Source organism: Azospirillum agricola (assembly GCF_017876095.1).
Classification (GTDB): Bacteria; Pseudomonadota; Alphaproteobacteria; order Azospirillales; family Azospirillaceae; genus Azospirillum; species Azospirillum agricola.
In genome coordinates, this window is sequence record NZ_JAGINM010000012.1 from 117,642 (window position 1) to 136,659 (window position 19,018).

The window sequence follows — 19,018 nt, forward strand, 5'->3', positions numbered from 1 at the left end:
CCGGCCCGTTCCGCGCCTTCCGTTGCCGTCTCCCTCACGCCGCCGCGCTGTCGCTCCGTCCGGGCCAGGTGATCTCCTCGACCGCGCCATCCTCGCCGAGGAAATAGCGGCGCAGCGGCGTCAGGTCGGCGCCCAGCTCGTAGACCAGCGGCTGGCCGGTCGGGATCTCGAACAGCGGGATGTCCTGGTCGGCCACATTGTCCAGGTGCTTGACGAGGCCGCGCAGGCTGTTGCCGTGTGCCGCGACCAGCACGCGGGCGCCCAGCCGCAGGGCCGGCTCGATCCCCTCCCGCCAGAAGGGGATGACCCGCGCGGTGCAATCCTTCAGGCTCTCGCCGCGCGGCAGGTTCGACTTGGCGATTCCGGCGTAGCGGCGGTCGGACACCGCGGCGCGCGGATCGTCCGGTTCGATCGGCGGCGGCGGCACGTCCCAGCTCCGCCGCCACTGGAACACCTGCTCCGGGCTGTGGCGCCCCGCCGTCTCGGCCTTGTTCAGCCCCTGGAGCGCGCCGTAATGGCGCTCGTTGAGCCGCCAGTGCTTGTGAACCGGCAGCCACAGCCGGTCCATCTCGCGCAGCACGGCGTGCAGCGTCTCGATGGCGCGCGACTGCACCGAGGTGAAGCCGACGTCGACGTCCACCCCGGCGGCCTTCAGCCGCTCGGCGGCGCGGCGGTTCTCGGCCATTCCCTTTTCGGTCAGGCCGACGTCGGTCCAGCCGGTGAATCGATTCTCGGCGTTCCAGACGCTTTGCCCGTGCCGCAGCAGAATCAGGCGATGCATGCCGGTTCTCCCCTGCAATCCGTCCCCATCGGCAACGGCGGGAAGGGCGCCGGGTTCCCTCCTGTCACGGACGGTTGCGGTCAAGATGACAAACCGGCCGGAAGATTGCGCGTCCAGACAGTCATTGTGTCAATCACGAAACAGCGCCGACACACTCGGACAACAATCGGACGATAACCTTCCTTTTGTCCGAAATCGCAATCGATACAGGCGCATGCCGAAGGAGGGGAGGGTGGACGTCAACCGTGCAACCTGTCCCGCGCCGCTGCGTGCGCCGCCGTGCCGATCCGCCCGTCTCCGATCCGCGCGTCCGGGTCGCGACGGACCGGACCTGCGTTGATCGAACCCAGCCCCCATCACACAACCTTGCGTTCCGAGGCCGCGATGCTGCATCATCATGACTTCCTCTCCAGAACCGTATCGACCGATCGGGAAATCACTCTGGAGGCGCTTCGTGTGTTCACCTATCTGAGCCGGAGGCTCCATTTCGACCGATCCGTTCCGGTGCTCCAGTCCGAGCTGGCTGACGCGCTGGGCATGCAGCGCCCGAATGTGAACCGGGCGATCAAGCTGCTGGAGACCAAGCAGATCCTTCTGCGGGAATCCAAACTGGGTCGGGCGATCACGTTCCGGCTGAATCCGGGACTGGAGGGCGGCCGGGCCTGAGTGTTGGCCAGGGATTGAATGATCGTCGAGACCAGAGAACTGTTCTTCACCAATTCGGCCCTGAAAAAAGCCATCGCCTGGTACCAGAAGGTCCCCAACCAGCCAGACCTGCCGCTTGGCGTCGTCACGATGGTGACGCCCAAGCCCGGCGGCAGCTTGGTGGTGACCATCCAGCAGAGCGGCGCCTCGAAGGGGCGCGAGATCGCCTTCACGGCCAGCAAGACGCTGGCCTTGCTGCTGCTGTTCTGCCGCCGCCAGAAAATCCCGATTCCGCGCGACGCGGTGAAGGATCTCGACAATGGCGAAGACGGAATCTACCTGATCATTCGCGGAGAAACCGCGACGACGGCCCCGCCGCCCTGACCGGGGCGGCGGCCGGAGTCGATTCCGGAGCGGTGGCCGGGAGGACCGGAGGAGAGGCGGGGCGCACCGCCTTCATGGCCGTCCTCAGCGCCGCTTCCGACCGCCGGTCGGGCATCAGTTCCAGCAGCAGCAGGGACCGCCCGCCGACGGAGATCGCGTCGCCGCTGCGGTCCATCGCCACGCCGAGCCGGTCCGGTTCGGCGGTGTCGAGCAGGCGCAGCCACTGGCTGCCGCCGACCACGGCGGGCAGGGTGAAGGGAACCGCCTCGTGGTGGGCGTTGACGATCAGCAGCAGCGTCGCGTCGGACGGTGCCCGGCGGACCCCGGTCGCCTGCGCCCGGCCGTCCAGCAGCATGCCCAGGCAGCGGGCCATCGGATCCAGCCATTGCTCGGTCGTCTTCTCGGTGCCGGCGGGGGTGATCCAGGCGACGTCCTTGACCTCCATCTCCGGATTCATGGCGCCGGTCAGAAAGCGGCCCCGGCGCAGCAGCGGATGGCTCTGCCGCAGCGCCACGACCCGGCGGACGAAGCCGATCATCGCCTGGCCGTCCTCGTCGATTCCCTCCCAGTCGATCCAGCTGACGTCGTTGTCCTGGCAATAGGCGTTGTTGTTGCCGCGCTGGCTGCGGCCGAACTCGTCGCCGGCCAGCAGCATCGGCGTGCCCTGCGACAGCAGCAGCGTCGCCAGCAGGTTGCGCTTCTGGCGCTCGCGCAACGCGATGATGTCGGGATCGTCGGCCGGTCCTTCGACCCCATGGTTCCAGGACAGGTTGTGGGAATGGCCGTCGCGGTTGCCCTCGCCGTTGGCGGCGTTGTGCTTGTCGTTGTAGGAAACGAGGTCGGCGAGCGTGAAGCCGTCATGCGCGGTGACGAAGTTGACGCTGGCCCAGGGGCGGCGGCCGCGCCGGTTGAACAGGTCGGCGCTGGCGGTCAGCCGGGTGGCGAGTTCGGGCAGCTTCCCCTCGTCGCCCTTCCAATAGGCGCGCACGGTGTCGCGGAACTTGTCGTTCCATTCCGCCCAGCCCGGCGGGAAGCCGCCGACCTGATAGCCGCCGGGGCCGCAGTCCCACGGCTCGGCGATCAGCTTGACCCGCGACAGCACCGGATCCTGCCGGCAGCTGTCGAGGAAGCCGCCGCCCTCGTCGAACCCCTGGGCCTCGCGCCCGAGGATCGTCGCCAGATCGAAGCGGAACCCGTCGACATGCATCTCGGTCACCCAGTAGCGCAGGGAATCGGTGACCATCTGCAACACGCGCGGGTGGCTGAGATTCAGCGTGTTCCCGGTGCCGGTGTCGTTGATGTAGTAGCGCGGATCCGGGGCCAGCCGGTAATAGGAGGCGTTGTCGATGCCCTTGAAGGACAGGGTCGGCCCCAGCTCGTTGCCCTCGGCCGTGTGGTTGTGGACGACGTCGAGCAGCACCTCGATCCCGGCCTCGTGGAAGCGCGCGACCATCTCCTTGAACTCGTAGATCCGCCCGGTGCCGAGATAGCGCGGGTCGGGCGCGAAGAAGGAGATGGAATTGTAGCCCCAGTAGTTGCGCAGTCCCCGTTCCAGCAGGCCGCGGTCGTCGACGAAGGCGTGTGCGGGCAGAAGTTCCACCGCCGTCACCCCGAGCGAGCGGATGTAGTCGACCACCTCCGGCACCGCCAGCCCGGCGAAGCTGCCGCGATGCTGCGGCGGCACGGCGGGATGGCGCATGGTGTAGCCGCGGACATGCGCCTCGTAGATGATCGTGCGGTCCCAGGGAATGGCGGGCGGGCGGTCGCCGCCCCAGGTGAAGGCCGGGTCGATCACCACGCATTTCGGCATGCCCGGCGCGCTGTCGCGCCGGTCGAAGGACAGGTCGCCGCGCGGCGAGCCGACCCGGTAGCCGAAATGGGCGTCCGACCAGCGCAGCGGGCCGATCAGATGCTTGGCGTAGGGATCGAGCAGCAGCTTGTGCGGGTTGAAGCGGTGCCCGGCCTGCGGATCGTAGGGGCCGTGGACCCGGTAGCCGTAGATGGTGCCCGGCCGGGCGTCGGGAAGGTAGCCGTGCCACACCTCGTCGGTGTATTCGGGGAGGGGGATGCGCTCCAGCTCGCGCCGCCCCTCCGGGTCGAACAGGCACAGCTCGACCTTGGTGGCGTGGGCGGAGAACAGGGCGAAATTGACCCCCAGCCCGTCCCACGTCGCCCCGAGGGGGTAGGGCAGCCCCTCCCGGACACGCGAACGGCCGAATGTTTGCGGGGCAACGGCGAAGTTCTTCAAAACGCGCCTCACGATATTGCCGAACCGGATTCCCGCGCCGCCGGTATTCCTCTAAGGGAGAGGCGACGTTATGAGCATGGTCATAGTCGTCAAGGTCAGTCGCGCCTGATGCGTTTGTGTGTTATGACTGTTCTCACAAATAGAGATAGTGGTGAAGAAAGAAAGTGTCGGCGGCCGGGATTGTCGGCGCGAAATTTCGGATAGGCCAGCCTGTCATGCCTTTGGGAATGACGTATGCGGCAGCGCTGGTGTTTCCGAACCCCCACCCCATGGTTGTGTCGCCACCGAGGATTGGAATTTGCTCACATCGGCCCCGCCCCCAGCGCCTTCGCCCACGACAGAAACCGCAACCGAAGATGGCGTGACCGTCCGTGGTGACGGTGTGCCCGGCAGGCCGGCCTGATCCGGCGGGCCCGCCGCTTTCCATCCGTGCGCCGGCCCCGCCGCCGGTGTCCTTCTTCGCCGCTCCACCCCCGCAGCCCATGCCCCTTCCCTCCATCGCCACTCCCAAGACCGTCCTGGCCAGCGTGATCGTCGCGCTGGGCCTGCTGGGGGCCATGGCCTGGGGCGCCGTGACCGTTCTCGACTACGACGACACGATCGAGCGGGCGGAGCGCGATTCCCGGCAGGCGGCCGCGCTGCTCGACGGCCATGCCCAGGCGGTGCTGGAAGGCGGATCGGCGGCGCTGGTCCCGATCGTCAGCCGGATCGAGCGGGACGGGCTGGCGCGCTGGGCGGAGAGCGGGCTGGACGACGCGCTGGCGGCGTCCGGACCGAACAGCCTGTCGATCCTCGACGCGTCCGGCCGCGTGGTCTTCGGGTCGGCGGTGACCTTCGACGGCGACGGCTTCGGCGGGCTGTCGGAGGGGACCGAGACGAGCCGCCGCCGGAGCACGCTGGTGTCGGCAGGGTTGGCCGGGGATGAGCGCGTCATCCTGCTGATCCGCCGCCTCTACCGGGCCGACGGCTCGCTCGACGGCGCGGTCCTGGCCGGGGTTCCGGTCGCGGCGCTCACGCCGGTGCTCAACGCCTTCGGCGACGGGCTGCAACGGTCGGCCGGCCTGTTCCGGCCCGACGGCACCCGGCTGGCCGGCTTCGGTGCCGAGGCGCTCGGCCATCTGCCCCCGCTGGTCCCCGGCGGCGAGGCGGTGGAGACGGATTGGCGGATCGGCGACGCGCCGCCGGCGCAGGCCGGCGCGTCGATCCTCGGGCTGAAGCGCATGCGCGACCTTCCGGTGGTCTCGGCGGTGTCGGTGCCGCGCGCCACGGTCCTTGCGCCCTGGAACATGCGGTTGCAGCGTGGCCTCGCGGTGGCGATGACCGGCTTCCTCGCCCTGCTCGGCCTGTCCTGGGTCGGGTTGACCAGCCTGCGCCGCGAGGCCGCCGTCCGCCGCGACCTGACCGACTCCAAGGCCCGGCTGGAGCAGCGGGTGGAGGAGCGCACCGCCGATTTGCGCGCCGTCAACCACAAGCTGATCCGCGCCCTGGAGGAGAAGGAGCGGGCGAACCAGGCCAAGGGCCGTTTCCTGTCGGCGGCCAACCACGACCTGCGCCAGCCCTTCCAGGCCCTGCGGCTGTTCCATCACCTGCTGATGGAACGTCTGAAGGAACCCCGCGACCGGTCCATCGCCGAGAAGATGGGGGAGGCGCTGGACGCCGGGGAGAAGCTTCTGCACGCGCTGCTGGAGGTGGCGACGCTCGACGCCGGGGTGGTGCGGCCGGAAATCGCCAACGTTCCGGTGGCGGCGGTCCTGAACGACGTGGCCTGCGAATTCCGGACCGCCGCGGCCGAGAAGGGGTTGCGGTTGCGTGTCATGCCCTGCGCGCTCAGCGTGCGGACCGACCGCGCCATGCTGACACGGATGCTGCGCGATCTGGTGCGCAACGCGGTGGCCTTCACGCCGTCCGGGCGGGTGACCCTCGGCTGCCGCCGCCATGGCCAATGGCTGCGGATCGAGGTGTGGGACACCGGCTCCGGCATTCCCAGCGAGCAGCTCGACAACATCTTCGAGGATTTCGTCCAGCTCGGCAATCCGGAGCGCGACCGGCGCCAGGGGCTGGGGCTGGGGCTGGCAAAGGTGCGGCGCAAGGCCGCTCTGCTGGGCCACGCGGTGGAGGTGCGGTCGCGCTTCGGCATCGGCTCGGTCTTCGCCGTCAGCGCCCCGGTCGTCATCCCGGAGCGCGCGCCCGAGCCGGCCGTTCCGGAGGAGGGCGGGGAGGCTCCGGCCGACGCCGAGCGGCTGATCCTGGTGGTCGAGGACGACCCCGTGCAGCGCAGCGGCATGCTGCTGCTGCTGGAAAGCTGGGGGCACCGGGTGATGGAGGCCGCCGATGGCGAGGCCGCAGTGGCGCTGGTGCGCGACGCGGAGGAGAAGCCGGACCTGATCGTCACCGATTTCCGGCTTCCCGGCCGCCTGACCGGGGTGCAGGTGGTGACCCGTGTCGGCGAGCTTCTCGAACAGGCCGTTCCGGGCATCATCCTGACCGGCGACACCGCGCCCGAGCGCATCCGCGAGGCGGTGGCGACGGGATGCCGCCTGCTGCACAAGCCCTTCACCCCCGACCGGCTGCACGGCGCCCTGGCGGCGGTGATCGCCGAGCGGTCCGGCGCCCGGACCATGCACCGGCAGACGGCGGCCTGAAAGGGCGTCAGCGGACGGGGAACGAAAAAGCCAGGGGATGATTAACCATTTCTGAAGCGGTGCGGGGGAAGGCTGTGATTGTTGATGGACACCCATCCGCCATGACCGTTTCCACCGCCATCGCTTGCGCTGCGATCATCCGATGACCCAGAACCGCGCCCTCACCCGCCTCGACCAGACGCAACTCGACAACGCGGTGCGGCGCCACGAGATGTTCCGCAACGCGCGGATCGGCGGCGCCCGCGCCAGCCTGTCCTTCTGCGACCTGTCGGGGCTGGATCTGTCGGGGCGCGATCTGGCCCACGCCGACCTTGTCGGGGCCAGCCTGCGCGGAGCCGACCTGTCGGGGACCCGGCTCGACTGCGCCGCGCTGTTCGCCGCCGATCTGCGGCAGGCCAATCTGGAGCGCGCCAGCCTGATCAAGACCGACCTGCGCGGCGCCTGTCTGCGCGGGGCGATCCTGATCGGCGCCAACCTGTTCGAGGCGGACCTGCGCGACGGCTCCCTGGCGGAAAAGGACCGCTCCGGCCATCTGCGCATGGTGCAGATCGACACGAATCCGGCCGAGGCGAACGGCGCCGACCTGTCGGGCGCCAACCTGACCAACGCCCGCCTGTCCGGCGCCGTGGCGATCCACACCGACTTCTCCGACGCGGTGATGCGCGGCTGCAAGATGGTGCGGGCGACCATGCGCGGCGCGAACTTCGCCGGCTCCAACATGGAGGGGGCCGATCTGTCGGGGGCGGATCTGCGTGGCGCCTGCCTGCGCGGCGCGGTGCTGACCGGCGCCACCATGACCATGACCGAACTGGCCGACGCCGACATGGAGGATGTCCTGACCGACAGGCCGGTCGGCCGGGTGGTGGCGGAGCTGGGCCGCGGCCTCGACGAGCTGCTGGCCGACCACATGGCCTGGGTGGGATCGGGCGGGGCGCAGGGAACGCCGCTCGATCTGTCCGGCTTCGACCTGCGCCACGCGCCGTCGCTGGCCCATGCCTGCCTGACCATGCTGCGGGCGGTGGGGGCGACGCTCTACGGGCTCGACCTGACGGGCGTGCAGTTGCAGGCGGCGGTGCTGGAGAGCGCCGACCTGCGTGGGGCCATCCTGGCCGAGGGCGACCTGCGCGGGATCAACCTGAAGCGCGCCAAGCTGAACAACACCGACCTGCGACGGGTCAACCTGCGCCCGCTGGTGTTCGACGAGCATCGGTCGCGCCCGGCCGACCTGTCGGGGGCCCGGCTGCGCTACGCCGATTTCAGCGGATCCAGCCTGCGCGGCGCCAACCTGTCGGGGGCCGACCTGTCCTTCGCCAACCTGATGGGCTGCGACTTGGCGAAAGCCGACTTCAGCGCCGCCAAGCTGTTCGGGGCCAGACTGGAACGCCGCGCCCTGACCGACGTCGTCCTCGACGGCGTCGCCGGGTTGAAGCTGTAGGGGCTTGGCGGCGGTTCGGGGCGGGCACCGCCCGCCCGCCTCACGCCTTGGCGCGCGCGACCCTCTTGGTCAGCCGCCGCAAGTCCAGCGCCGCCCGGTCGGCGATGCGCTGGGCCTCGACCAGGATCTCCGCCAGATCGCCGACCTCGGGCGCGACGTCTCCCGCCGCGTCGGACAGCGCGTCCAGTTCCTTGGCCGCCTTCTCGATCAAACCGGTCACCACGGTTTCGGGGCCGGCGGCGCTGTCGAATCCTGCCACGGGAAAGACCTCTGTAAAAATATGGTTATGATGAGTGTGTCGCGATCCGCTCGGATGCGCAACGGGTTTCCTTGAAAGCGCGCGGTTCCGGGCGGTACAAAGGCCGCATCCGCACGCAACGGCCAGGGTGAGTCATGTCGGACACGGTCGAGGCGCGGATCGACGCTCTGGTTGGGTATCTGTCCGACCGGCACTTCGATTCCGACAAGATCAACCGCTTCGCCGCCCTGTGCGAGACGATCCGGCGCGAGGTCGACCAGCCGACCCGCCTGGCCCTGGCCGAGCGGCTGCGCCGCGACGCGCCGACCAACGACACGGTGCGGCTGCACTCGGTGCTGTTCCTGCTGACCGGCGATCTCTATCACTACGAACGGATTCTGCATTACCTGCTGCTCGGCGGCGACGGCGTTGATCCGGCCCTGCTGCATTATTCCTACTGGTGCCTGTCGCGGCAGCTCTTCCTGGGATCGGCGCTGGGCGACAAGACGGCCAGCTTCGTCGCCTGCGACCTCTACCGCTTCTACGAGGCGATGGTGCGGCTGATCGCCCGGCGCTGGTCCCTGGTGCCGCCGCCCGCCGCTCCGCGCGGCGGGCCGATCCGCCGGGTGGCCCTGGTCACCAACCAGTTCATCAACGACCAACACCAGCCGACCCGCGACTGTTTCGACTTCGCCAGCCGCTTGCAGGACGAGTTGGGGCTGGAGGTCGCCGTCATCAACAGTTGCACGCTGCCGAGCCGGCTCGAAAACCTCTTCATGCCGCCGATGATCTTCCATCTGCCGGAAGACCTCGAGGGCGTCGTCGCCATGGAGATGTTCGGCCGCCGGGTGAAGGTCGCGTCCTTCACCGGGCGGGCCTTTTCCCAGGCCAAGCTGCAAGGGATCGTCGAGGCGGTGGACGGGTACGATCCCGACCTGATCGTCTCCTTCGGCGGCTCCAACATCGTGGCCGACCTGTTCGCGGAGGCCGGCGCCCGGCCCGTGCTGTGCATCCCGACCACCTCCGGCCTGACCATCTCGCTGGCGCACATCCTGCTGGGATTCGACGAGCAGGATTACACGGCGTCGATCTCCGAGCTCTACCGCGCGCCCTTCGTCCGGCGCTTCCGCCCCTTCACCTTCGGCTACACCCTGCCGCCGACACGGGGGGACATGGGCGATCCCGGCATCGGCGGCGCGCCCTTCGTCTTCGCCGTGGTCGGCACCCGCCTCGACCAGGAGGCGACACCCGACTTCCTGGCGCTGATCGACGACATTCTCGACCGCTGCCCGGACGCGCTGGTCGCCTTCGTCGGCGAGGCGAGGGACCTTCCCGGACGCCTGGCCAGCCTGCGCAACGGCGACCGCACCCGCAGCCTCGGGCATGTGACCGACATCCGGGCGCTCTACCGCCGCTGCCACGCCTTCCTGAACCCAGCCCGCCAGGGCGGCGGCGGCGGGGCAGGCTACGCGCTGGCCGAGGGCGTGCCGGTGGTCGGCTTCGCCTGGGGCGACGTCGCCAGCGTCGCCGGCCCGGCCTTCACCGTCCCCGACCGCGATTCCTACCTTGCCCGTGCCGTCGCGCTCTTCGCCGATGCCGACGCCCACGAGGCCGCGGCGTCGGCCGCGCGGGCACGCTTCGCCGAGGTCGGCGACCGCCGCCGTTGCGCCGAACGGCTGCTGGCCTATGGGGAGGAGGCCCGCGCCCTGCTGCGCGCCGGACGTCGAAATTAAGCTTCCTTCACCCTTTGGCGCGACACTGTCCCTGTCGAAACCGCAGACGCGAAAGCCCACCCCGTGCCAGTTCCCGCACCAGTTCCCCTCATCATCGATGGACGCCCGATCGGTCCCGGCCATCCGCCCTATCTGATCGCGGAGATGTCGGGCAACCACCAGGGCGACCTCGGCCGCGCCCTGGCGCTGGTCGACGCCGCCAAGGCGGCCGGTGCCGACGCGGTGAAGCTGCAAACCTACACCGCCGACACGATCACCATCGCCCATGACGGCCCCGGTTTCCGGCTGGAGGGTGGGCTGTGGGCCGGGCGGACCCTGCACGATCTCTACCGGGAGGCGCACACGCCCTGGGAATGGCACGAGCCGCTGTTCGCCCGCGCTCGTGCCCTTGGCCTGACCGTCTTCAGTTCCCCCTTCGACGACACGGCGGTGGAGTTGCTGGAGCGGCTCGACGCTCCAGCCTTCAAGATCGCCTCCTTCGAGCTGATCGACCACGCCCTGATCCGCCGGGCCGCCCGTTCGGGCAAGCCGCTGATCGTCTCCACCGGGCTGGCGACGCTGGGGGAGATCGCCGAGGCGGTCGAGGCGGCCGACGGGGTTCCCCTGGCGCTGCTGCATTGCGTCAGCGGTTACCCGACCCCGCCGGAGGACTGCAACCTCCGCACCATCCCACATCTGGCCGAGATGTTCGGCGTGACCGTCGGCCTGTCCGACCACACCCATGGGATCGCGGTCCCGGTCGCGGCCGCCGCGTTGGGCGCCACCGTCATCGAGAAGCATTTCACCCTGTCGCGCGCCGACGGCGGAGTCGACAGCGCCTTCTCCCTCGAGCCGGCCGAGTTCCGGGCGATGGCCGAATCCGTCCGCGCCGCCTGGTCCGCCCTCGGCCGCGTCCATTACGGGGTGGAGCCGAGCGAGGCCGGCGGGCGGAACTACCGCCGTTCGCTCTATGTGGTGGAGGACGTCGCGGCCGGCGAGGCGTTGACCGCCGCCAACGTCCGCTCGATCCGGCCCGGCTTCGGGCTGGAGCCCAAGCATCTCCCCGCCGTTCTCGGCCGCCGCGCCGCCCGGCCGCTGGCGCGTGGCACCCCGCTGCGCTGGGATCTGCTGGCCCCGGTGCCGGAGGGCGCGCCATGACCGCCGCCCGGCCGCGCATCGTCGCCATTTCCCAGGCGCGCATGACCTCCACCCGGCTGCCGGGCAAGGTGTTGCTGGAGGCCGCCGGCAAGCCGCTGCTCGTCCATCATCTCGAACGGCTGCGGCGCACCCCCGGACTCGACGCGGTCATGCTGGCGACCACCGTCAACGCCACCGACGATCCGCTGGTCGCCTGCGCCGGCGCGCTCGGCGTGCCGGTGTTCCGTGGGGATGAGCAGGACGTGCTGGGCCGCTTCGCCGGTGCCGCGGCTTTGGCGGGTGCCGACATCGTGGTGCGCGTCACGTCCGACTGCCCGCTGATCGACCCGGACCTGATCGGTGCCCTGGTCGCCGCCTTTCTCAAGGGCCGGGAGGAGACCCCGCCGATCGACTACCGGTCGATCGACGTCACCCTCCATCCGCGTGGCCTCGACGCCGAGATCCTGACCCGCGCCGCGCTGGACGAGGCGGCTCGCCTCGCCACCGATCCGGACGAGCGCGAGCATGTCACCCCCTATGTCTACCGCCGTCCGGACCGCTTCCGGCTGGGGGTGCCGCTGGCTCCCGCGGGCGGCTCCCACGGCGGCTCCCACGGCGGGTATCGCTGGTGCGTCGACGAGGCCGCCGACTACGACCTCGTGCGCCGCCTGCTGGAAAGGCTGTACCCGGTCAATCCCCGGTTCGGTTGGCAGGATTGTTGCAAAATCCTGGCCGAGCATCCCGATTGGATGGACATCAACCGCAGCATCCGGCAAAAGACGCTCCATTGAGCGACGACGTCAAGAAACAGGAGAATGTTCATGGACCGTAAGGAGTTCCTTCTCGCTCTCGATGAGACGCTCGAACTGGAGCCCGGCACCCTGACCGGTGACGAGACTCTGGAATCCCTCGAAGCTTGGGATTCGCTGGCGGTCATCAGCTTCATCGCCCTGGTGGACGAACGGTTGAACATCGTCGTCGAGGGGGAGAAGCTGGCCCGGGCGAAGACGGTGTCCGACCTGCTGGCCCTGGCCGGCGTGGCGGTCACGGCCTGACATGCCGCGTCCTGTCGCCGGCGGAGGCCGCCTGCGCGGCGGTGTCGCCGGCATCGAGGGTGGTCCGGCCAGCTATCTGTCGGCCGGATCGGGCGGCGTGCCGGTGCTGCTGCTCCATGGGTTCGCGGGGGACCGGTTGACCTGGCAGTTCAACCTGTCGGCCCTGGCCGCCGATCGCCGCACCGTGGCGGTCGATCTGCCGGGGCATGGCGCCTCGACGCTCGACGTCGGCGACGGGGATGTTCTTTCCTTCGTACCTTGGTTGATCCGATTCACCGATGCCATTGAACTTCCACGCTTCCATATCATCGGTCATTCGATGGGCGGTTATGTCGGGCGGGAGTTGGCGCGGCGCGTCCCGGAACGGGTCGCCAGCCTGACCCTGCTGGCCAGCGCCGGCCTGGGAACGCCGTTCGATCTCGGCTTCCTGAGGCATGCCATCGCGCCCGCCGATGCTTTCGAGGGGCGTGCCTGCGCCGAGCGGCTGTTTGCCCGGCCATCCCCCCTGACCGGTCGCATCGGCGAGGTTCTGCACGCCCAGGGCGCCGATCCTGCTCGGCGCAGGGTCTTGGAGCGGATCATCGAACGCTCCTTCGCCGGGCATGCCGATGGTGGCCCTCCGGTGGAATGGAGCGGCTATCGGATGCCGATCCAGATTCTCTGGGGGCGCGAGGATCGGATCATTCCCTTGCCGCCGGTCGAGCGTCTGCCGCCCGGTGCTCCGTTCCACATCTTCGACAACACCGGCCATTTGCCCCATACTGAAGCCGCCAGCCCGGTGACCGCCGCGATCCGGGCCTTTCTGTCCTCTTGCGACGCCCCGCCGGATTTCCGATGACCGACAGCATGTTCGCCCTGATCGCCGAGGAACTCGGCCGCATCGCCGCCGACAAGGGCGAGGTCCTGCCCGAACTGCGCGCCGACAGCGTGTTCCTGGACGGCGGCCTGCCGATCGATTCGCTCGATCTCGCCACCTTGCTGGTGGTGCTGGAGCAGCGCACCGGGCGGGATCCCTTCCGTGCCGGCCTCCGCCATTTCACCACGGTCGGCGAGTTGGCGGCGCTCTACGCCGTCCCGGCATGACCGCGGAACGGCCGTCCTGGATCCATCCCGGCTTCCGTCTGGTCGAGGATGAGGCCTGTTTCGGCTGGAGCGACTTGGTTTCCCTGCCGGTTCCGGCTGGCGGGATCGTGCTTGCGGATCGGACGTCGCTGACCGTCGCGGCGTTGGCGGCTGCGCAGCGCGCCGACGCCGGTCTCCTGCTGCGACGGCATGCCGGCCCCGGAGAGGATTGGGTGCCGGCTCCGGGCTTCACGGTTACCCTGGAAAGTTCGGGCACCACCAGAACTCCCAAAAGAATAACGCATGATTTCAATATCTTGCGGAACCGCATCCGCGCGCCGCATGATGCCGGGGCCCGCTGGCTCCTGACCTACGAGCCGGCGGCCTTCGCCGGCCTTCAAGTGATCCTGACCGCCGCCGCGGCGGGCGCTCTGCTGGTCGCCGCCGCGCCGGGCGGTGGGATCGCCGGTCTCGCCCGCACCGCACGGCAGCATGCTGTGACCCATGTCAGCGGCACGCCAAGCTTCTGGCGTGCCTTCCTGACGGCCGGAGGCGATCTCCCCTCCCTGCGATCGATCACGCTGGGGGGCGAAGCGGCGGACCAGGCGCTTCTCGATCGGTTGCGCAGAGGTTTTCCGGCGGCGAGGATTCGCCATATCTACGCCTCGACCGAGGCGGGTGCCCTCTTCGCCGTGACCGATGGGCAGGCGGGTTTCCCCGCCGCATGGCTCGTCGACGGCCGCGAGGGGACCGCCCTGCGCATCCGCGGGGGAGTGCTTGAGGTCCGTGGCCCGCGCGCCATGGTCGCCGCCTCCACCGAAGTCCGCACCGGGGATGGCTGGCTGAACACCGGCGATCTGGTGGAGGTGACGGGGGAGAGAGTCCTCTTCGCCGGCCGCCTCGACGGGCTCGTCAATGTCGGGGGGGTGAAGGTGTCGCCGGAGCGGGTGGAGCAGCGGCTTCTCGCCGTCCCCGGGGTGGCGGACGCGGCGGTCATGCCGGTCGCCAGCCCGATCACCGGCTTTCTGCTGACCGCGACCGTGGTGCCGGACGCGGGCGTCGATGAGGCAGCCCTGCGCGACGCCCTGCGCGGCGCCTGCGCCGACCTGGTGCCCGCCGCCCGGCCGCGCGCGATACGCTTTGCCGACAGCCTCCCGCTGAGCGTGGCCGGCAAGAAGAGCCGAAAGGGGCCGTCATGATCAAATCCGCTCCCCACCCCCCGACCGCCAACCCCCTGCCGAAGCGCCATGTCGTCGTCACCGGCGGCAGCCGCGGCCTCGGCCTCGGCCTGGTGGAGGCGCTGCTGGCCGAGGGCTACCGCGTCTCCACCTGCAGCCGGTCGCCTTCCGAGGCGCTGGAGAGGCTGTCCTGTCCCGACCTGCTCTGGCACCCCTGCCGGATCGGCGACGGTGACGAGGTCCGCGCCTTCTTCGACGCCGCCGTGGCCTGGGGCGGCGCCTCACCGCTCTGGGGGCTGGTCAACAACGCCGGCATCGCGCGGGAAGGGGTGCTCGCGACCTTCCCCGACATCGACGCGGCCGAGGTGATCCAGACCAACCTGACCGGAGCCATCCAGACCGCGCGCGCCTTCCTGCGCGCCAAGCTGACGCGGCGGGGTCCGGGGCAGGGCGGTGGACGGATCGTCAACATCTCCTCGATCATCGGTCAGCGCGGCTACGTCGGTCTGGCGGCCTATTCGGCCTCCAAGGCCGGGCTGGACGGGCTGACCCGCGCCCTGGCGCGCGAGGTCGGCCGGCTGGGCGTCACGGTCAACTCGGTCGCGCCGGGCTATCTGACCACGGAAATGTCGGGAACCCTGTCGGCGGGACAGCGCGACCAGATCGTGCGGCGGACACCGCTCGGCCGGCTGGGTGAGGTTGCCGACATCGTGCCGGCGGTGCGTTTCCTGCTGGGCGACGGCGGCGCCTACATCACCGGCCAGACCATCACGGTGGATGGCGGCATCACCTGCTGAGGACGCCGCTTGGTCAGACGACCCGAACGAGGAGCCGATCATGGTCGCCAGCAATCTTGACGGCGTGGCCCTGCGGGGGGTGGTGGGCTGTGTTCCCGAGGGCCGGGATACCACGGCCGATCTCGCCCTGCGTTTCGGGGACGAGGCCGCGGCCAGGATCGCCAAGGCGACCGGGATCGAGGCGCGCCACATCGCCGCTCCCGGGCAATGCACCAGCGATCTCGCCGAAAGGGCGGCCCGGCGCCTTCTCGACGGGCTGGAATGGGAGGCGGCTTCGGTCGACCTCCTGGTGCTGGTCACCCAGACCCACGACCATGCGCTGCCCGGCAGCGGCGCGCTGCTGCATCATCGGCTCGGCCTGCGCAAGGGTGCCGCCGTGCTCGACATCACCCAGGGCTGCTCGGGCTTCGTGTACGGCCTGTGGACGGCCTCGGCGCTGTTGAAGACCATCGGCCGCCGGGCCCTGCTGATCGTCGGCGACACCACCTCGCGGCTGGTCGATCCCGGCGACCGCGCGGTGGCTCCCCTGTTCGGCGACGCCGCCGCCGCCGTGGCGCTGGAAACCGCGGCGGACGGCGGGCCGATGACCTTCGATCTCGGCAGCGACGGGGCGGGGGCGCCCTACCTGACGGCGTCCGGCGGCGCGATGCGCCATCCGGACAGGCCCGCCCGCCTCTTCATGGACGGAACCCAGGTCTTCGCCTTCACCCTGCGCGAAGTTCCGGGCAGCGTCCGCGCCGCGTTGGAGGGAGCCGGCTGGAGCATGGGCATGGTCGATCACCTCGTGCTGCATCAGGCCAACGCCCAGATGATCCGCCATCTCGGGCAGAAGCTCGGCGCCTCGCCGGAACAGACCACCCTGGCCCTGGCCGGGTTCGGCAACACCAGCTCCGCGTCCATTCCCCTCGCCCTGGCCGACGCTCTCGCCACGCCGTTGCGCTCGGAACGGCGACGGCTGCTGCTGTCGGGCTTCGGCGTCGGCTGGTCCTGGGGCAGCGTGGCGCTGTCCGCCGGACCGCTGGCCCTGTGCGAAATGGTTGTCCTGCCCGGCAGGAAATGCCCGGCAGAAACTGCCGCCCCGGCAACGCCTGCCGAAGGATCGGCAGTTTCTGCCGGGATCTAGGCAAAAATTGCCGGGCCGCTTTTGCCGGGCGGCAGGCATTTCCAAGGGAAGCCCGGCAATTTCGATCTGGCCCGCTTTTTGCCTACCTCCTTGGCGGGGGAATTAGTCCCCCTTCGTCCTTGCCGCCCTTTGCCGGGGCGCGGACGGATGACGATCCTCCAAAGGAGTGACATCTCATGGCAAACGAAGTCTCCCTGACCTCCTCCATGCGCACGAATCTGCTTCAGTTGCAGAGCGTGCAGGACCAGGTCGCCAAGAAGCAGAACATTCTTTCCACCGGCAACAAGATCAACACCGCGCTGGACGGCCCGACCTCCTTCTTCGCGGCCAAGGGCCTGACCCAGCGCGCCGGCGACCTGTCGGCGCTGAAGGAGTCGATGGGCCAGTCGATCAGCACCATCAAGGCGGCCGACAAGGGCCTGACCGCGATCGACGGCCTGATCGACCAGGCCAAGGGCCTGACCACCTCCGCCCTGGCCTCGCTGTCCGACGACGCCGCCTCGGTCGCCACCCGCAAGGCGCTGGCCGCCCAGTTCAACACGCTGCGCACCCAGATCGACAAGCTGGCCGGCGACAGCGGCTACGCCGGAAAGAACCTGATCGGCGGCACCGGCCTGCGGATGGAGAGCACCTCGGACTCGCGCGCCTCGGTCAACTCCATCACCGGCCTCGACAACGCCCGCGTCACCAACGTCTCCTCGACCGACACCTACTCGCTCCGCGTCAAGGGCGACGGCTCGATCGAAGGCAACGCCGAGGACATCTCCGAGGCGCAGACCGCGCACGGCCTCACCGGCTTGAAGCTGGACGGCACGATGTCCAAGACGGCCGGCAGCTTCGCCGACGTGCAGATCGAGGTGCGCGGCGCCAAGGGCAAGGAGCGCACCTTCGTCGTCACCGACGGCAAGGAAAGCCGGACGATCAACTATTTCGACAACAGCCAGTCGCTCTCCACCAGCACCGTCGCGGCGACCTCGGGCAACCCGCAGACCTCGAAGGTCACGGTCGGCAAGGGCACGGTCGAAGCCGGTGACATCTTCTCGATCACGGTGGAAGGCGAGACCTTCAGCTACACCGCGACCTCGTCGGACGTCGCGGTCGGCCAGAACGTCCAGAACCACGTCGCCACGGCCCTGAAGGACTCGATCAGCAACGCGCTGGCCAACACCACCCGCCTGTCGGGCAAGGATCTGGCCTCGGTGACCGTCGATCCCAACGGCGGCACGGTGACGCTGACCGGCACCACCGTCGCGGGCAACCCCCGCGAGGTGACGCTGACGGTGAACACCACCAACGCGCTGAGCAAGCGCATCTCGGAAAGCTTCGCCTCGGGCGCGGTGGTCTCCTTCACCGTCGACCGTCTGGCGATGGAGGACGCCGTCAACGGCGGCAACGGCGTCTCGACCATCCAGAAGAACGTCGACATCCAGATCCAGGTCAGCAACCAGGACGGCGCCCAGGTTTCCCGCGACGGTCTGAACGACCGCGGCGACAGCAAGCTGGCCAACGGCGAGCAGTCCTTCGCCTTCGGCAGCGGCACCGTCCGCGTGCGGGTGGACGAGAAGACGATCATGCAGGCGGCCACGGCCAACTGCGGCGGCAACATCGTCACCAAGCAGGTGTCGAACCCGAACACCTCCAACGACCTGACGGTCCAGCTGAACGAGAAGAACACAGCCTCGATTTCCGTTGGGGCGGTGGATCTGACCGCCGGCGGCCAGGGGCTGAAGATCGACGAGGCGCAGAACGACTGGATGGACCGCTCCGACATCGAAGCGGCGATCTCCAGCCTCGACAACGCCAAGGCGACGGTCCGCTCCGCCTCGCAAGGACTGTCGACCAACCTGAACGTCATCACCACCCGCGAGAACTTCACCAAGGAGTTCAGCGACGTGCTGACGGAAGGCGCCAGCAAGCTGACGCTGGCCGACCAGAACGAGGAAGGCGCCAGCCTGCTGATGCTCCAGACCCGTCAGCAGCTCGGCACCATCGCCCTCTCGCTCGCCAACCAGTCGCAGCAGTCGATCCTGCGTCTGTTCTAAGGCGTAGAGTTCGGGTAGGATCATACCCGGCGGGCGGCGGCTTCCAAGCCGCCGCCCGTTTCTTTTTGGGTCCGTCGCCTGGCGTCCGCCGGGTTGCACCGGAAATGCATCGGGTCGATTCTCATGCCGCTGAAGTTCGTTCTGCGCCCCAACGAAAAGGTCATCATAAACGGGGCCGTGATCGGTGCCGGAGACCGTCCGGGCTCCTTCTTTCTCTACAACACCGCCAATTTCCTGCGCGGGCGCGAGGTTCTGAAGGAAGAGCAGATCGACTGCATCGAAAAGAAACTCTATTTCGTCATTCAGCTCGTCTACATCTTCCCGGAAGACACCGAGCTCAACCTCCAGCGTTTTGTCTCGATCATGGAGGAGGTGCGGGCGGCACGGCCCGACAGCCACAAGACGCTGAACGAGATCGAACAGCTCGTGATGGCCCGGAACTATTACCGCGCGTTGAAACTCTGCCGGAAGATGTTCAAGGGAAGCATCGAAACCTCGGACGAACCATCGGCCTCCGTTTCGGAACCGTGACGTCCTTG

At 69.2% G+C, this 19,018-nt stretch carries 18 protein-coding genes; 15 read left to right on the forward strand and 3 right to left on the reverse strand.

Annotated features, from left to right (window positions below):
* Window positions 1-34: 34 nt before the first annotated feature.
* Window positions 35-781, reverse strand: a complete 747-nt coding sequence (gpmA, locus tag J2847_RS18865) for a 2,3-diphosphoglycerate-dependent phosphoglycerate mutase (RefSeq protein WP_209780425.1) — start codon at window positions 779-781, stop codon at window positions 35-37.
* A gap of 336 nt (window positions 782-1,117) precedes the next feature.
* Between gpmA and J2847_RS18870 the strand changes: the two genes are divergently transcribed.
* Together J2847_RS18870 and J2847_RS18875 are read left to right on the forward strand one after the other, a co-directional pair.
* A complete protein-coding gene (locus tag J2847_RS18870; RefSeq protein WP_233474622.1) occupies window positions 1,118-1,447 on the forward strand; it encodes a cyclic nucleotide-binding domain-containing protein in 330 nt (109 codons plus the stop codon).
* An 18-nt stretch (window positions 1,448-1,465) separates the two neighbouring features.
* Window positions 1,466-1,810: a hypothetical protein gene (locus tag J2847_RS18875; RefSeq protein WP_209780426.1), complete on the forward strand. Its 345-nt coding sequence runs from the start codon at window positions 1,466-1,468 to the stop codon at window positions 1,808-1,810.
* On the opposite strand, the gene glgX is transcribed toward J2847_RS18875, so the two are convergent.
* The gene (gene glgX / locus J2847_RS18880; RefSeq protein ID WP_325169443.1) at window positions 1,770-4,070 is read right to left on the reverse strand and encodes a glycogen debranching protein GlgX; all 2,301 of its coding nucleotides are present in this window, start codon (window positions 4,068-4,070) and stop codon (window positions 1,770-1,772) included. The genes J2847_RS18875 and glgX overlap by 41 nt on opposite strands.
* 470 nt (window positions 4,071-4,540) lie before the next feature.
* On the opposite strand from glgX, the gene J2847_RS18885 reads away from it, so the two are divergent.
* Together J2847_RS18885 and J2847_RS18890 are read left to right on the forward strand one after the other, a co-directional pair.
* Window positions 4,541-6,700 (forward strand): hybrid sensor histidine kinase/response regulator, encoded by a 2,160-nt coding sequence (locus J2847_RS18885; protein ID WP_209780427.1) that lies wholly within the window; start codon window positions 4,541-4,543, stop codon window positions 6,698-6,700.
* A gap of 142 nt (window positions 6,701-6,842) precedes the next feature.
* Window positions 6,843-8,135 carry a pentapeptide repeat-containing protein gene (locus tag J2847_RS18890; protein ID WP_085554038.1) on the forward strand — a complete coding sequence of 431 codons (1,293 nt, stop codon included), beginning with the start codon at window positions 6,843-6,845 and terminating at the stop codon, window positions 8,133-8,135.
* 40 nt (window positions 8,136-8,175) lie between these two features.
* Here the strand turns inward: J2847_RS18890 and J2847_RS18895 are convergent, their stop codons facing one another.
* Window positions 8,176-8,394 (reverse strand): hypothetical protein, encoded by a 219-nt coding sequence (locus J2847_RS18895; protein ID WP_085554037.1) that lies wholly within the window; start codon window positions 8,392-8,394, stop codon window positions 8,176-8,178.
* 134 nt (window positions 8,395-8,528) lie between these two features.
* On the opposite strand from J2847_RS18895, the gene J2847_RS18900 reads away from it, so the two are divergent.
* From J2847_RS18900 to J2847_RS18950, 11 genes are all read left to right on the forward strand, one after another.
* On the forward strand, window positions 8,529-10,106 hold the full coding sequence (locus tag J2847_RS18900) for a glycosyltransferase (protein ID WP_209780428.1): 1,578 nt from the start codon (window positions 8,529-8,531) through the stop codon (window positions 10,104-10,106).
* A gap of 63 nt (window positions 10,107-10,169) precedes the next feature.
* A complete protein-coding gene (pseI, locus tag J2847_RS18905; RefSeq protein ID WP_325169444.1) occupies window positions 10,170-11,243 on the forward strand; it encodes a pseudaminic acid synthase in 1,074 nt (357 codons plus the stop codon).
* Window positions 11,240-12,013 (forward strand): cytidylyltransferase domain-containing protein, encoded by a 774-nt coding sequence (locus tag J2847_RS18910; protein ID WP_209780429.1) that lies wholly within the window; start codon window positions 11,240-11,242, stop codon window positions 12,011-12,013. Before pseI ends, J2847_RS18910 begins: the two co-directional genes overlap by 4 nt.
* A gap of 30 nt (window positions 12,014-12,043) precedes the next feature.
* A complete protein-coding gene (locus J2847_RS18915) occupies window positions 12,044-12,277 on the forward strand; it encodes a phosphopantetheine-binding protein (RefSeq protein ID WP_209780430.1) in 234 nt (77 codons plus the stop codon).
* A gap of 1 nt (window position 12,278) precedes the next feature.
* Window positions 12,279-13,115 carry an alpha/beta fold hydrolase gene (locus tag J2847_RS18920; protein ID WP_209780431.1) on the forward strand — a complete coding sequence of 279 codons (837 nt, stop codon included), beginning with the start codon at window positions 12,279-12,281 and terminating at the stop codon, window positions 13,113-13,115.
* Window positions 13,112-13,360 carry a hypothetical protein gene (locus J2847_RS18925; protein WP_085554032.1) on the forward strand — a complete coding sequence of 83 codons (249 nt, stop codon included), beginning with the start codon at window positions 13,112-13,114 and terminating at the stop codon, window positions 13,358-13,360. The genes J2847_RS18920 and J2847_RS18925 overlap by 4 nt, the downstream gene beginning before the upstream one ends.
* A complete protein-coding gene (locus J2847_RS18930) occupies window positions 13,357-14,538 on the forward strand; it encodes an AMP-binding protein (protein ID WP_209780432.1) in 1,182 nt (393 codons plus the stop codon). The genes J2847_RS18925 and J2847_RS18930 overlap by 4 nt, the downstream gene beginning before the upstream one ends.
* The gene (locus J2847_RS18935) at window positions 14,535-15,314 is read left to right on the forward strand and encodes an SDR family NAD(P)-dependent oxidoreductase (protein ID WP_209780433.1); all 780 of its coding nucleotides are present in this window, start codon (window positions 14,535-14,537) and stop codon (window positions 15,312-15,314) included. Before J2847_RS18930 ends, J2847_RS18935 begins: the two co-directional genes overlap by 4 nt.
* Before the next feature lie 40 nt (window positions 15,315-15,354).
* Window positions 15,355-16,437, forward strand: a complete 1,083-nt coding sequence (locus J2847_RS18940) for a ketoacyl-ACP synthase III (protein WP_209780434.1) — start codon at window positions 15,355-15,357, stop codon at window positions 16,435-16,437.
* 176 nt (window positions 16,438-16,613) lie between these two features.
* On the forward strand, window positions 16,614-18,479 hold the full coding sequence (locus J2847_RS18945; RefSeq protein ID WP_209780435.1) for a flagellin N-terminal helical domain-containing protein: 1,866 nt from the start codon (window positions 16,614-16,616) through the stop codon (window positions 18,477-18,479).
* A gap of 123 nt (window positions 18,480-18,602) precedes the next feature.
* Complete coding sequence (locus J2847_RS18950) at window positions 18,603-19,010, forward strand: flagellar biosynthesis repressor FlbT (RefSeq protein WP_085554027.1); 408 nt, start codon at window positions 18,603-18,605, stop codon at window positions 19,008-19,010.
* Window positions 19,011-19,018: the final 8 nt, after the last annotated feature.

Coding starts and splice junctions, on each gene's coding strand:
- J2847_RS18875 (WP_209780426.1), top strand. CDS start 1,466: ATGATCGTCGAGACCAGAGAACTGTTCTTCACCAATTCGGCCCTGAAA.
- J2847_RS18885 (WP_209780427.1), top strand. CDS start 4,541: ATGCCCCTTCCCTCCATCGCCACTCCCAAGACCGTCCTGGCCAGCGTG.
- J2847_RS18950 (WP_085554027.1), top strand. CDS start 18,603: ATGCCGCTGAAGTTCGTTCTGCGCCCCAACGAAAAGGTCATCATAAAC.
- J2847_RS18935 (WP_209780433.1), top strand. CDS start 14,535: ATGATCAAATCCGCTCCCCACCCCCCGACCGCCAACCCCCTGCCGAAG.
- J2847_RS18930 (WP_209780432.1), top strand. CDS start 13,357: ATGACCGCGGAACGGCCGTCCTGGATCCATCCCGGCTTCCGTCTGGTC.
- J2847_RS18945 (WP_209780435.1), top strand. CDS start 16,614: ATGGCAAACGAAGTCTCCCTGACCTCCTCCATGCGCACGAATCTGCTT.
- J2847_RS18890 (WP_085554038.1), top strand. CDS start 6,843: ATGACCCAGAACCGCGCCCTCACCCGCCTCGACCAGACGCAACTCGAC.
- gpmA (WP_209780425.1), bottom strand. CDS start 781: ATGCATCGCCTGATTCTGCTGCGGCACGGGCAAAGCGTCTGGAACGCC.
- J2847_RS18915 (WP_209780430.1), top strand. CDS start 12,044: ATGGACCGTAAGGAGTTCCTTCTCGCTCTCGATGAGACGCTCGAACTG.
- J2847_RS18940 (WP_209780434.1), top strand. CDS start 15,355: ATGGTCGCCAGCAATCTTGACGGCGTGGCCCTGCGGGGGGTGGTGGGC.
- J2847_RS18920 (WP_209780431.1), top strand. CDS start 12,279: ATGCCGCGTCCTGTCGCCGGCGGAGGCCGCCTGCGCGGCGGTGTCGCC.
- J2847_RS18900 (WP_209780428.1), top strand. CDS start 8,529: ATGTCGGACACGGTCGAGGCGCGGATCGACGCTCTGGTTGGGTATCTG.
- J2847_RS18925 (WP_085554032.1), top strand. CDS start 13,112: ATGACCGACAGCATGTTCGCCCTGATCGCCGAGGAACTCGGCCGCATC.
- J2847_RS18910 (WP_209780429.1), top strand. CDS start 11,240: ATGACCGCCGCCCGGCCGCGCATCGTCGCCATTTCCCAGGCGCGCATG.